The sequence below is a fragment of the Planctomycetota bacterium genome, assembly GCA_016125255.1.
GTDB lineage: Bacteria > Planctomycetota > Phycisphaerae > Phycisphaerales > Zrk34 > RI-421.
The window spans coordinates 113,399-126,363 of sequence record WGMD01000021.1 but is presented as its reverse complement, the minus strand read 5'-3'; the positions used below and the strand labels follow the sequence as shown (position 1 = coordinate 126,363).

The window sequence follows — 12,965 nt, the reverse complement described above, 5'->3', positions numbered from 1 at the left end:
TCGAAATCAGGGCTGGCGCGATACATTGAAAGCGGCAGGCATCGTCCGGCCCAATTCGATCGAGATCGGAGACAAAATTAAATGATGAACTTACGGTCGGCTCTTGTCGTGGGTGGTTGTCTGACGATCGGCGCCCTTGCCGCCGCACCGGCAGCGTTCGCACAGGATTTTTTGATCTACTCCGCCGGCATCATCGATGCCGACGGCAACCGGCAGGCCGGCGATGATAAAACCATTCCCGAGCCGAACAAGCAGTTTTTCGACCAACCCGGTGATTTTGACATCGTGCGATTCTTCAGCGGTGGCACGCCGGTATTGGAAGCGCTTTTCGATCTGCACGATGTTCACGTTAACAAGGATCCATTCGTCAAGTACCAATTGGATTTTCAGAACGAATCGGATCAGACGCTCGGCGGTCGGCTTCTGCTTCGCACAGATTCAGCCATCTTTCAGGGGCCGCTCTTTCATGCAATTGAGAAGCTCGATGTGCGTCTGATCGACCGCAACGGCGACGGCGCGACGCTGACGCCGCACTTTACGCTCTTCGATCACGATGCGGTGGGCAATATCACCGGGGTTCTGAGCACCACGATTCAGGACGGGTTCCGTGGGATTCGGGCCGGCGTGTCTACGTTCGGATTCAGCTTCTCCAACGGCCTGGAGGACGCGCCCATCACCGTGCCGACCGGCGGTGATGAGACGTTTCACTTCTCCCGCATGACGCAGCCGTTCGCCGACTACATCGATTCGGTGACGTTCCCTTTCGCGGGCTTCGGCGATGATCCACCGTGGAACAACCTCGGCGTGCAGCTCGAATTCCTCATCTCCCCCGGTGACGAAGTCATTCTGACCGGCAGCGTCGAGGTGTCCAATGTGCCCGAGCCGACCGGCATCGCGCTCTTGGGGCTGCTCGGCCTCGCCGCGCCGATGCGCTCACGCCGTCGGCGCTGAGGCAATTGCTACGCACATTCAAGAGGCGGGGTGACTTGAGTCACCCCGCTTTTTCGATGGTTCAACGAAGCTTCAGCGACGCGAGTCCGATCGCCGTCAACAGCGCGGTGATGAGCCAGAAGCGGACGACGACCTGCTGTTCGGTCCATCCGGAGAGGTGGAAGTGGTGATGGATGGGGGCGCATCGGAAGATGCGCGAGCCGCCCGAGAGTTTGAAGTAGCCGACCTGGAGAATGACGCTGAGCGTTTCGACGACGAGTATGCCGCCGATGAGGAAGAGCAGGAGTTCCTGCCGGATGACGATGGCGATGTAGCCGATGAGGGCGCCCAGCGGGAGCGAGCCGGTGTCGCCCATGAAGACCTGCGCCGGGTGGCAGTTGAACCAGAGAAATCCGATGCACGCCCCGGCGATCGCGCCGCACACGACGGCCAATTCATCGCTGGTGGGCACCTGCGGGACGAGCATGTTCTGCGCCCACTGGGCCGACCCGCTGATGAGGCACAGGAGCAGGAACGCGAAGCCGATGATGCTCATGATGCCCGACGCCAGGCCGTCCATCCCGTCGGTGAGGTTGACGGCGTTGGACGCCCCGGCGATGACGATGACCGTCAGAATCGCAAACGCCCACGCACCGAGGCGGATCAGATTGTTCGATAGTTGCAGACCGGTTTCGGGGTCGAACGTGTGCGGGTCGTAGGTGCGCTGGAAGAAGATGTTGAAGATGTTGAAGACCTGCGTGTCGGGGTTGTTGGAGCCGTGGTAGTGAATGAAGAATCCGAGGATGAGGGCGAAGCCGATCTGGAAAAGGAATTTCTCCCACGAGTGGAGTCCCTGTCGCGAGCCGGGCCCGCGCCGCGCGGCGGTCAGCTTCAGATAGTCGTCCGCGAACCCCACGGCCGTATACGCCACCAGACACACCATCGCCGCCTGCACGTAGAAGTTCGTCATGTCCGCCAGCAGCAGCGTTGATGAAAGAATCGCGGAGGAAATCAGGATGCCGCCCATCGTCGGCGTGTTGGATTTCTGTTTCGTGAGCTGGTTGAGGTCCGCGTGATCGAAGTCGGGGTTGTCGCCGATCTTTTGCTTGATGAGCCAGAGGATGGTGCGCCGGCCGAAAATGAGGATAAAGGCGAAGCAGAAGATGATGGCGCAGAGCGTGCGGAAACTGGCGTACTGGAACACCTGCAAGTAGCGGTAGAGTCCGATGTGGACCAGTTGATCGTGCCAGGCGTTGATGAAGTTGTAGATCATCGCATTCCGATTCCGGGGCGTACGGTGTCAGACGCCGGCGGTGTGATTGGTTTCGAAGCGTTTGCGAATGATGGGGACGAGTCGCTCGACGGCCATGCCGCGCGATGCCTTGAGCAGTACGGTGTCGCCGGGCGCGAGTCGATCGACGATCGCCTCGCCGGCGGCGTCGGTCCACGTCGGGACGGCGTACACGCGATCTCCTGGCCACTGTTTCGTGACGATTTCCGCGGTGAACATGGTCATACGGCCGATCGTGATGACCAGGTCGATGTCGGAGGCGACGACGTCCTCGCCGAGTTCCCGGTGAAACTGCGGCGACGCTTCGCCCAGTTCGAGCATGTCGCCGAGCACAGCGATGCGCCGCCCTCTCGTCGGGAGCTTCGAGAGCACGCTCAGCGCGGCGGCCATCGAATCGGGGTTGGCGTTGTACGAGTCGTCGATGATCGTGATCGGCCCGATGGTTTGCGTGGCGAGACGACCGGCGGGGGGGGTGACACGCTCGAAGCCCGCGGCGATCTGATCCTCGGTCATCTTCATGTGCCGCGCCACGGCGATCGCCGCCAGCGCGTTAAACGCATTGTGCTCGCCCAATAGCGGCAGGTGATATTTCCAGCGATTATTGAGCACGAAAAACGAGCTGTCCGCCTCGGCGAGGTAGTCGGTGAGGCGCATGTCGCAATCGGTTCCGCGCCCGTAGGTCACCATCGACGGGGCGACCTTGCGATAGTCGGTCAGGCCGGGCACGTCGCCGTTGACGATGGCGAGGCCGCCTTCGCGGAGATGGCTCAGCAGCGAAGCTTTTTCGCGCAGCACGCCGGCGCGGTCGCCAAGGCCCTCCAGATGCGCGACGCCGACGGCGGTGATGATGGCGATGTCGGGTCGGATGATCTTCGCCAGCGCCCCGATTTCGCCGGGCGCGTTCGTGCCGACTTCGCAGACGATGTACGCATCGGTCGGCTCGGCGTTGAGGAGCGTCAGGGGAACGCCGATGTGATTGTTGAAGCTTTTGGGCGACGCCCGTCCGGTGAAACGCACGCCCAGCACGGTGTCGATCATCTGTTTCGTCGTCGTTTTGCCGACGGAGCCCGTCACGGCGATGATCCGACCGGGGAGCGTATTGCGATACGCGGCGGCGAGCTGCGCCAGCGCGGTCGTCGTGTTGTCGACGAGCAGAACGTGATACGCCCCGCGGCGCAGCTCATTGGCCGACTCGGCCCGATCGACGATCAGCATCGGCGTCCCCGATTCGATCGCGATGTTGAGGTAATCGTGCCCGTCGAACTTCTCGCCGCGCAGGGCGACGAAGACCTGACCGGGGCGAAGGGCGCGGCTGTCGGTGCTGACGCCGGTCATCGCGGCGGGGGGCGATCCGTCGGCGGGCTTGATCAGGAACCGACCGGCGGTGATTGTCTGAAGATTCTGCGGCGACCAGAACATCCTACTTCTCCATGCCGACGCCCGGCGCCCGTGTGAACAATTTCTCGAGCACAGCCCGCGCGGCTTCGCGGTCGTCGAAGTGGCGCTTGGTGGTGCCGATGATCTGATAGTCTTCGTGACCTTTGCCCGCCAGCAGCACGACATCGCCGCTCTTGGCGCTGGTGATGATCGCTTCGATCGCCGCGGCGCGGTCGGGTTCGACGACGACTTGCTCACGCCGAGCGGCAGGAATTCCCGCGAGAATCTGATCGATGATCGAAAGCGGATTTTCGGTGCGGGGGTTGTCGGAGGTGATGACAAGTTCGTCAGCGAACTCAGCGGCGACCTTCGCCATGCGCGGGCGCTTGGTCGCATCGCGATCGCCGCCGCAACCGAAGAGAACGCGCAGGCGACCCTGCGTCAGTGGACGTAGTGCGGTGAGCACATTCGCTAAAGCATCATCCGTATGTGCGTAGTCGACCAACACGGTGAACGGCACGCCCGCGACACGCACCGGCTCCAGTCGGCCCGGCACGATGGCGCAGTCGGCGATGGCGTCGGCAAGTCGCGATACGTTCAAACCCAGGGCGTGCATCGCGCCGAGAGCGCCAGCCATGTTCATGACATTGTGTTTACCCGTCAGCGGCAGGGCGACCGGCAGCTTGCCCCACGGCCCGTCGTACACGCAGTCCGTCCCTCGCGGCGAAGCGGCCAGCACGGTCGCGCGAATGTCGCGCCCGCTGTTGAACCCGAACGTCAGCACGTTCGCGCGACAGTTGCGCCGCATACGCTCGCCCGCCGGGTCGTCGGCGTTGATGATCGCGGTCGCGGTCGGCGCGAGCGACGCGAACAGCATCGCCTTGGCGTCGGCATAGGCGTCCATCGAGCCGTGGTAATCCAGATGGTCGCCGGACAGGTTCGTGAAGATCGCGGCGTCAAAGCGGAGCATACTCACACGGCCCTGATGCAGCGCGTGGCTCGACACTTCCATCACAGCGTGCGTGCATCCATTGTTGACCATCGCCCCCAGCAGCGCGATCATCTGCACCGCGCCGGGCGTCGTCAATTCAGCCGTTCGCGGCTTAGAGCCGTCGTCGATCTCGATCGTGCCGATGAGCCCGCAGCGATGACCGGCGGCTCCGAGCAGATGGCGGATCATGAACGCCGTCGTCGTCTTGCCGTTCGTGCCGGTGACGCCGATGAGCTTGAGTCGATCGGCGGGGCGGTTGTAGAGTTCGTTGGCGATGTTGATGCCGAGCTTCGCCGGGTCATCGGCGACGAGACCTGTAACGTGACCGGGCAGCGTGACCGGCTGATGCGTCAGCACGGCGACGGCGCCGCGCTCGATGGCGCTGTCGATGAAACGCGCTCCATCGGCGGTGCGACCGGTCCGTGCGATGAACAAAAAGCCCGGCTCGATCAAACGCGAATCGTCCGACACGCCGCGCAACGCCACCTCGGCGGGGCCACAGACCTGCCGGATCGGCAGTTTCGCAAGCAATGTTTCGACGGTCATGATCGGCGTAAACCTCGCGTTTACAGATTCTATCGGACCAATGCGGGGCGAAACCCCAACATTCCCCCCGCCGCATAAAACAGGCAGGGTTTACCCGAAATTCGTTGACAGCATCGACGGATGGCCGATAGCATCTAAGGTTTGCGAAATTGCTCAATCCGGCATTGGTGAGTCCGACCGCATGGGTGACTATCGTCCGCGTGTGTTGTTTCTGGCGGGTAAGCTGACGAGCTGCCATCAGGTGGCGGACCAGTTGCGCCAGCAGTTCGATGTGGATACGTTCAACGATGTCGACGCCGCGATGGCATCGCTTCGTTCCGGCGCCATGTATCATGCGATCTTCGCCGACGTCGGCGACTTCCTGCCGCTCGAGCGTGCGCTCGTCGAGCAGCAGGCGTCGCTCGTGCTCAACACGATCGGTGAAGGCGTCTGTGTGGTGAATGATCACGGCGAATGCGTGTGGGCGAACAATCGCATGCAGGCCTTCCCGCCGGAGGTTTATGATCGGGTGAAGCAGACGTGCATCAGCGCCCGGCAGATCTTCGCCGAGCAGGTCACGCCGATGAAGCCCACCGATCGACTCCGCAAGCGGTCAAAGAAGTTCGGTTTCCAGGTCGGATCCGATCGATACTACGAAGCATATGTCTCGCCGGTCATCGACGATCGCGGGAATGTGACGCAGGTCGTCGCGGTCGTGTGGGACGCCTCTTCGGGTCGACGACTTCAACAGAAGATCGATGCCATCGACGCCGCCGGCCGCGAACTCGTCCGCCTCGAAGCTGAAGCCATCAGCAAGCTCACCGTCGCCGAGCGCCTGCGCCTTCTGGAAGAGAAGATCATCCGCTACACCAGCGATCTGATGCATTTCGATCACTTCATCATCCGCCTGCTCAATAAGAAGAACAACAAGCTCGAGCCGGTCATCAGCGTGGGCCTGCCGCCCGAAGCGCTGGAGGTCGATCTTTACGCACAGCCCGAAGGGAACGGCATCTCCGGCTACGTCGCCGCCACCGGCCGCAGCTACATCTGTCATGACGTGGAAAAAGACCCGCGCTACGTGCTGGGGCTCGGCCATGCCAAAAGCTCGCTGACCGTCCCGCTGCGCCTGCACGACAAGGTCATCGGCGTCTTCAACATCGAGGGCCAGCAGCCGGGCACTTTCAACGAAGACGATCGCCAGTTCGCCGAAATCTTCGGCCGGTACATCGCCGTCGCCCTCAACGTGCTGGACCTCATGGTCGTCGAACGCTACACGCTCGCCGACCGGATGGCTCAGAACATCGTCCGCGAGATGTCCGCGCCGCTCAACGACATCATCACCGAAACGCAAAGTCTCATCGAAGAGTACATCGGCCACGACGACATGCGTCACCGCCTGCATAAGATCATCGATCATGTCGAGTCCATTCGGCAGGCCGTCAAGGACGTGACGCAGGGCCCCAAGACCGTGCTCGGCTCCAAGGACGTCAAGGCCGACGCCGCCTCGCCGCTCGCCGGCAAGCGGATTCTCGTCGCCGACGACGAAGCGAACATCCGCAACACGATCACCGATGTGCTCAAGAAGTTCGAGTGCCAGGTGTTCACGTGTCGCGATGGACATGAAGCGTCGAACCTGATCGAGACGCAGCCGCTCGATCTGATCATCTCCGACATCCGCATGCCGCATCGCAACGGCTACGAAATCTTCGCTGCCGCCCGGCGCATCTCCGAAACGCTGCCCGTCATCCTCATGACCGGCTTCGGATACGACCCCAACCACGCGATCGTCCGCGCTTCGCAGGAGGGTCTCGAAGCCGTGCTCTACAAGCCCTTCAAGGTCGACGACCTGCTCGACGAAGTCTACAAGGCCCTGAACATCGAGCGTCAGCCCGCCCCCGCACCGAGCGAATAACGCTGCCCCCTCCCCCGTTCAGCGACGCCGCTCGCGGCGTGCTTTTCCGCTCCACTGGACCACCCTTCAACTCCGCGATACGCTAATCCACCGTAACACCATCGCGGGGCGTAGCTCAGTTTGGTAGAGCGCGTGCTTTGGGTGCACGAAGTCGTCGGTTCAAATCCGGCCGCCCCGATTCGACGTACAGTGATTGGACATTTCTACGGGTGGTTCTGGGGTGCATGGATGGAACATGTCTGATGAACATGTGTTGCCGCCGTCACATGGCGCGTGCGCTGTCGGCAGGCGGGTTGGGCGGGTTCAGGCGATGACGTCCTCGATCACGCGGCCGTGGACGTCGGTGAGTTTGCGTTCGAAGCCGTCGTAGTAGTAGCTGAGGCGATCGAAGTCGAGGCCGAGGAGTTTGAGAATCGTCCCGTGGTAAGCGTAGACGGAGGCCACGTCCTGCACGGCTTTGTGGCCGAACTCGTCGGTGGCGCCGTAGCTGAACGGGGCGCGGACGCCGGCGCCGGCGAGCATGCAGGTGAATCCGTCGGGATTATGGTCGCGACCGGTGGCGCCTTTCTGGAAGGTGGGCATGCGGCCGTACTCGGTGCAGAAGACGACGAGCGTTTCCTCGAGCAGGCCGCGCTGCTTGAGGTCGGCGATGAGCGCGGCGGCGGGTTGGTCGAGGATTTCGCCATGAATGTCGTACTGCGGCTTGAGCTTGCGGTGGCCGTCCCAGTTGCCGACGCCTTCGCCCATGGCGTACGCGCCGTTGAATAGCTGCACAAATCGCACGCCGCGCTCGATGAGTCGGCGGGCGAGGATGCAGTTGCGGGCGAACCCGGCCTTGACGGGATTGCTGGGCGAATCGGCGCCGTACATCGAAAGCACATGGGCCGGCTCGGAGCTGATATCCATGACTTTCGGGACGGACAACTGCATTTTGGCGGCGAGTTCGTAGCTGGCGATGCGTGCGGCCAGCTCGTTGTCGTTGGGATTGCGTTCCAGGTGTTCGGCATTGAAGCGTGCAAGCAGATCACGAGCGGCGCGGTCATGGGCCGACGCGACGGGTGCCTTGAGGTTACGGATCGGATGACTGGCGCTGAAGGGGGTGCCCTGAAACACGGCCGGCAAAAACCCGGGGCCCCAGTTGTTGACGGAGCTCTGCGGAACGCCGCGCGGATCGGGGATCGCCACGAAAGCAGGCAGGTCGTCGGCCTCGGAGCCCAGGGCGTAGTTCACCCACGCGCCCATGGAGGGGAAACCGTCGAGGACATTGCCTGTGGACATGAAGTTTTCGCCGGGGCCATGCGTGTTGGTCCGACTGGTCATCGAATGGATAAAGCAGAACTCGTCGGCGAGATCGCCGAGGCGGGGCAGCAGGTCACTGGTCATTTTGCCGCATCGCCCGCGCGGTCGGAACTTGTAGAGCGGCGCCGCCACGTTGCCGTTTTCGCCCTGAAACGTCTTGAAATTCGCGGCGGAGCCGGGCAGCGGCTTGCCATCGTAGTTATAGAGCGTCGGTTTGTAGTCGAACGTGTCGATATGGCTCAGCGCCCCGGAGCAGAAGATCACGATGACGTTGCGTGCGCGCGGCGCGAAGTGCGGCTTGCGAGCGGCTTGCGGTCGGCTCGGATCGATGTCGGGCGCAATTGGTGCCGCGAGCAGTCGATCGTTGTTGAGCAGACTTGCCAATGCGATCGCGCCGAGGCCCGTGCCGGTGTGGCCGAGGAATTGACGGCGGTTCAGAAGATCGCGACCGTTGGGGGAGATGGATTCGGGATTGTGCATGCGGAGACTCCTTTCGCATGAATTACGGGATGAACAGAAATTCGTTGGTGTTGAGCAGTACGCGCGCCAATGCCGCCAGGTCCTCACTATCAAGGAATTCGACGGCGGCGCTTTGCTCGGTGGCGGTCGGTTTGCGTCCGAACATGATGCGGAACGCACAGTCGATCTGCGCCTTGGGATCGTCGCCCGCTTCGCGACGAATCCGCTGCGCCAGATGATCCGCGACGGTCAGTGTGAACGTCGAATTGAACAGGTTCAGCGCCTGAATGGGCGTTGTGGATCGCGCACGCTTGGGCTGGCTCTGGCCCGCATCGGGGCAGTCGAAGGCACCGACGACCGGCACGACCTCCATGCGAACTTTGGCGGCGTAGATCATGCGGCGGAACTCGGCCGGGCCCCATTTCTCAAGCGGTTCGTAATTGCGAACGTAGTTGTCATTGGGCTCATACATGCTGAACCCCGGCCCGCCCATCGACGGATCGAGCAGGTCCGACACGCCAAGCATGCTGTCGCGAATCGGTTCGGCGGCGAGCCGGTGCGGCGGATAGCGCCACAAGAGCTGCGTGTGCGAATCGACCACCATCGCCTTGGGCTCAGCAAGGTCCGCCTGCCGCCAGGTGCGCGACGTGAGAATCAATCGATGCAGATACTTGAGCGACCATCCGTGCTCGATCAGCTCGGCGGCGAGCCAGTCGAGCAGTTGCGGATGCGTCGGCGCGACTCCGTTGCCGCCGAAGTCGCTGGGCGTGGCCACCAGTCCGGCGCCGAACTGACCCTGCCAGATGCGATTGACGATCACGCGCGGCGTCAGCGGATTGTCCGCCCGCCCCAGCCAGCGGCCGAACGTCACGCGCCGATCCACATCGGGCGCGTCGACCGTCATGCCCAGCGTGCCCAGCGCCGTGGGCGTATCGGGCGCGACCTGCTCGCGCGGCGACATGGCATCGCCGCGATAGAGTCGATGGATCGTTTCGGGCATGCTGAAGACGCCGGCATAAACGGTCTGCTGTGCCGGAGTCAGCTTGGCGGCTTCGGATTGAAGATTCGCCAGTTCGCCGATCGCTCGAACCGCTTCGTCCCGCTTGGCGCCGCCAAGCCCGCTCAGCGCCAATTGATCCAACGGAGCATGCACCATCATCGGGGCCAGCCGGTCCGTCGAACCCGCCACGGTGCGCCATGATCCATCTTCATTCATGACGTCGATGTGATAGCTCACGGCAAGCCGATCGTTGAAGCGTCCTTCCCGATCGCGTGCCCAGGCGACGCGGTCGATCGTAACCGGGTCGGCAAACCGCAGCGCGACCCAGCCGCGGCCGGCTTCGCTGGAAATCCAACTGTGATCGTTGCCCCCCAGTCCGTCATTGATGTTCAACAGGCGATGCATCGTCCCATTGTCGTAGTCGCCTGACGATGTGGCGGTGACGCCAAGCGAAGCCAGCGCGACATTGCGATCGCCGGCGAAGACTTCCAGTTCGTCGATGCATGGGTTATTGCCGTTGTTGGTGGATTCGACGACGAATCGGACGCTGCGTGTCGTCGTTGGTGCGAAGCGATCGAGGTTATGCGCGGCGTCGACCGGCCGGCGGAGGTGCGGCTGGATGGGATCGGCGGCGCCGGCGGGTTCTTCCTGAAAGACGACCAGGTCCGCGGTCGTCGCCACGCCGCTCTCGCCACGACGCAGGATCAGGCGCGTCGTCGGCGTCATTTCGTGAACGCCGGCGTCGTACAGACCGCTCCAAAGGGGCGTCGAGCCCGGCTGGCCCGAGCCGTCGGCGAAGAGGCGCTGATCGACCGTGGCGATGACGCGCTGGTCGTCGGTCGTCGAAGGGTCGCCGTCCGTGTCGAGCACGTAGCGCGCATCGGCGCAGTGCGTATGCCACCCGCAGCCCCACGAGAGCCACACCCGGAACCGCCCGCTCGCCTGCGGCCGATACGCCATCACATCGCGCAGGCCCGTGCCCTGGAACCACGTGTAGCGCCCGCCGCTCAGATTCGGCACGCGATTCACGCCGCCCGGATCGCCGGCGAATCCCCGCTCCACGCCTTCGGGGTTCACGCCATTGCCCGCCTTTTCGGCGAGCAGCTCGACGCGCCCGATATCTTCGTCATCGATCATGATCGTGCGGCCGGGGCACGCGGGGGACGCCATCGCGGACAGACGCTTTTGCAGTTGTTCGATCTGCGCGGCGATCGCCGCTCGCTTGGCGGCGCGATCCGGATCCTCGTCCGTGCGCATCGGGTGCGATCCGAAATGAACCCCCGAGAAGATCGCCTGCATCTTGTAGTAGTCAGCTTGCGTGATCGGATCGAATTTGTGGTTGTGGCATTTGGCGCAGCCGATGGTGAGTCCGAGGAACGTACCGCTCACACCCTTGACGATTTCATCAAGCTGATCATGCCGCGCCATCTTGATGGACGCCTCGTCCTGTCCGACCTGACCGGGCAGCACGACCGGGCCCGCGACGAGCATGCCCGTCGCCGCGTCCGCCCGCACGCTGTCGCCGGCGACCTGGTCGAACATGAACTGGTCATAGGGCATGTCGCTGTTGATCGCCGCGATCACCCAATCGCGATACGGCCATGCGTCCTCACGCGGCGTATTGACTTCAAAGCCATGCGTGTCGGCGTAGCGCACCACATCGAGCCAGTGCTGCGCCCAGCGCTCGCCGTAGTGCGGACTGGCCAGCACCTGATCGACGAGCTTCGCCCACGCATCCGCCGATGTGTCGGCGACGAACGCATCAATCTGTTGCGGCGTCGGCGGCAGACCCAGCATGACTAGATACAGCCGACGAATCAGCGTCCGCCGATCCGCTTCGGGCGAAAAGCTCAATCCCTTTTCGCGCAGACGGGCGCCGATGAATGCGTCGATCGGATTGGCGTCCCCCGCATCTCCCGCCGGCACAGGCGGGCGAATGACCGGCTGAAACGACCAGTGATGCGTCGTCGTGTCGAGCGGGCCGTCGTCGCCGGGCATCTGCGCCCCCGACTTGATCCATTGTTTGATCAGATCGATCTGCGCCGCGGGCAATGGGGGCTTGTCGAACGGCATGCGATGTTCGGAATCCGGATCGGTCAGCCGCTTGATCAGATAACTGCCGTCCGCATCGCCGGGAATCACGCCCGGCTCCCCGCTGTCGCCGCCGCGCAGCAGCGCGGACCGATTGTCGACGCGCAGGGAATGACGCTGCTTGTCGACCCCGTGACACTGATAGCAATGTTCGGCGAAGATCGGCTTGATGTCGCGCGCGTAGTCGATGTCCGCGGCGCGGACCGGGGCGATCCCGATCGCAAGCCAAGTCACAACTGTCAGAAGCAGGAGTTGTTTCATGGATAAATGCTCTCGTTTGCGGTCAGCGGGGGTTCTTGAAGTAGTTTTCCCAAACCGCGTCGGTGACAAGCTGATCGGCGTTGACGTTGTAGGTCGCGCCGCCCCGCTGGTCGCGGATTTCGTAATACTCGTCATGGACGGCGTAGCCGGAGCCGCCGATGTTGATGGTCATGTAGTCCTTACCGCCGTGCTGGTATTCGGAGATGATCGCGGGAATGAAATTGAAATGGTCGGCGATCATCGGCTCGGCGCCCTTGCTGGTCATCGACAGCGGCTGCCACGAGCCGGTCGGCGCGAACGCGTTGTTGCGATAGATGTACGCGCACTTGAGCCAGTCCTGACCGGCGGGAATTTTCGCCGGGTCCGGCCACCAGCCCCCGCCGGTGGTCAGGCCCGCCTGGAATCCGACGCCCAAGGCGCCGGTCCATGTTTCCAATTGCATGTCGGGGTAGCGGAAACTCGGGCAGTAGAGGATGCGTCCGTTGATGGGCAGATAGTTGCGCCGCATCAGGATGCCTTGGCTCGAGTAGTGTCCGTACGGCTGCTTGTCGTAGACAGCGGGCACCATCATCAGCGCCCCGCCGCCGATGCCCGGACCCCAGTACAGATGCGGGTCCGGCGGCAGCACGCCCTTGTTGTCCACGCCGAACGCCATCGTTCCCACATGCTGTTGATGCAGATTGCTCAGGCACACTGCCCGGCGCGCCGTCTCACGCGCCTTGTCGAACGAGGGCAGCAGGATCGCGATGAGCATGGCGATGATGCTCACGACGACGAGCAGTTCGATCAAAGTGAATGCGTTTCGACGCATGAAGCAGCTTTCAGCGTT

8 protein-coding genes and 1 tRNA gene are annotated in these 12,965 nt (G+C 63.0%); 3 read left to right on the top strand and 6 right to left on the bottom strand.

The genetic code is table 11. From position 1 onward, the window contains the following. The first annotated feature begins 84 nt into the window (after positions 1-84). Positions 85-951, top strand: a complete 867-nt coding sequence (locus GC162_15450) for a hypothetical protein (protein ID MBI1370035.1) — start codon at positions 85-87, stop codon at positions 949-951. Positions 952-1,012: 61 nt separating this feature from the next. On the opposite strand, the gene GC162_15445 is transcribed toward GC162_15450, so the two are convergent. From GC162_15445 to GC162_15435, 3 genes are read right to left on the bottom strand one after another with little or no spacing between them, the layout of a single operon-like run. Further along, entirely contained in the window at positions 1,013-2,203 is a 1,191-nt protein-coding gene (locus GC162_15445) for a phospho-N-acetylmuramoyl-pentapeptide-transferase (protein ID MBI1370034.1), read from the bottom strand. 27 nt (positions 2,204-2,230) lie between these two features. Further along, the gene (murF, locus tag GC162_15440; protein MBI1370033.1) at positions 2,231-3,784 is read right to left on the bottom strand and encodes a UDP-N-acetylmuramoyl-tripeptide--D-alanyl-D-alanine ligase; all 1,554 of its coding nucleotides are present in this window, start codon (positions 3,782-3,784) and stop codon (positions 2,231-2,233) included. Further along, positions 3,642-5,135, bottom strand: a complete 1,494-nt coding sequence (locus GC162_15435) for a UDP-N-acetylmuramoyl-L-alanyl-D-glutamate--2,6-diaminopimelate ligase (GenBank protein MBI1370032.1) — start codon at positions 5,133-5,135, stop codon at positions 3,642-3,644. Before GC162_15435 ends, murF begins: the two co-directional genes overlap by 143 nt. Between GC162_15435 and GC162_15430 the strand changes: the two genes are divergently transcribed. Both GC162_15430 and GC162_15425 read left to right on the top strand, forming a co-directional pair. After that, complete coding sequence (locus GC162_15430; GenBank protein ID MBI1370031.1) at positions 5,017-7,026, top strand: response regulator; 2,010 nt, start codon at positions 5,017-5,019, stop codon at positions 7,024-7,026. The genes GC162_15435 and GC162_15430 overlap by 119 nt on opposite strands. Before the next feature lie 104 nt (positions 7,027-7,130). Continuing rightward, positions 7,131-7,204, top strand: a tRNA-Pro gene (locus GC162_15425). 125 nt (positions 7,205-7,329) lie between these two features. Here GC162_15425 and GC162_15420 read toward each other — a convergent pair. The 3 genes from GC162_15420 to GC162_15410 are packed head-to-tail and all read right to left on the bottom strand — an operon-like array spanning position 7,330 to position 12,947. Further along, positions 7,330-8,805: a DUF1501 domain-containing protein gene (locus GC162_15420; protein MBI1370030.1), complete on the bottom strand. Its 1,476-nt coding sequence runs from the start codon at positions 8,803-8,805 to the stop codon at positions 7,330-7,332. A 22-nt stretch (positions 8,806-8,827) separates the two neighbouring features. Then, positions 8,828-12,271: a DUF1553 domain-containing protein gene (locus GC162_15415; GenBank protein MBI1370029.1), complete on the bottom strand. Its 3,444-nt coding sequence runs from the start codon at positions 12,269-12,271 to the stop codon at positions 8,828-8,830. After that, positions 12,159-12,947 carry a prepilin-type N-terminal cleavage/methylation domain-containing protein gene (locus GC162_15410; GenBank protein ID MBI1370028.1) on the bottom strand — a complete coding sequence of 263 codons (789 nt, stop codon included), beginning with the start codon at positions 12,945-12,947 and terminating at the stop codon, positions 12,159-12,161. The genes GC162_15415 and GC162_15410 overlap by 113 nt, the downstream gene beginning before the upstream one ends. Positions 12,948-12,965: the final 18 nt, after the last annotated feature.

What these genes read in the sequence shown, in the direction of transcription:
- GC162_15450 (MBI1370035.1), top strand. Translation starts at nt 85, where the DNA reads ATGAACTTACGGTCGGCTCTTGTCGTGGGTGGTTGTCTGACGATCGGC.
- GC162_15445 (MBI1370034.1), bottom strand. Translation starts at nt 2,203, where the DNA reads ATGATCTACAACTTCATCAACGCCTGGCACGATCAACTGGTCCACATC.
- murF (MBI1370033.1), bottom strand. Translation starts at nt 3,784, where the DNA reads ATGTCGTGCTGCTGGCGGGCAAAGGTCACGAAGACTATCAGATCATCG.
- GC162_15430 (MBI1370031.1), top strand. Translation starts at nt 5,017, where the DNA reads ATGAACAAAAAGCCCGGCTCGATCAAACGCGAATCGTCCGACACGCCG.
- GC162_15435 (MBI1370032.1), bottom strand. Translation starts at nt 5,135, where the DNA reads ATGACCGTCGAAACATTGCTTGCGAAACTGCCGATCCGGCAGGTCTGT.
- GC162_15420 (MBI1370030.1), bottom strand. Translation starts at nt 8,805, where the DNA reads ATGCACAATCCCGAATCCATCTCCCCCAACGGTCGCGATCTTCTGAAC.
- GC162_15415 (MBI1370029.1), bottom strand. Translation starts at nt 12,271, where the DNA reads ATGACGAGTATTACGAAATCCGCGACCAGCGGGGCGGCGCGACCTACA.
- GC162_15410 (MBI1370028.1), bottom strand. Translation starts at nt 12,947, where the DNA reads ATGCGTCGAAACGCATTCACTTTGATCGAACTGCTCGTCGTCGTGAGC.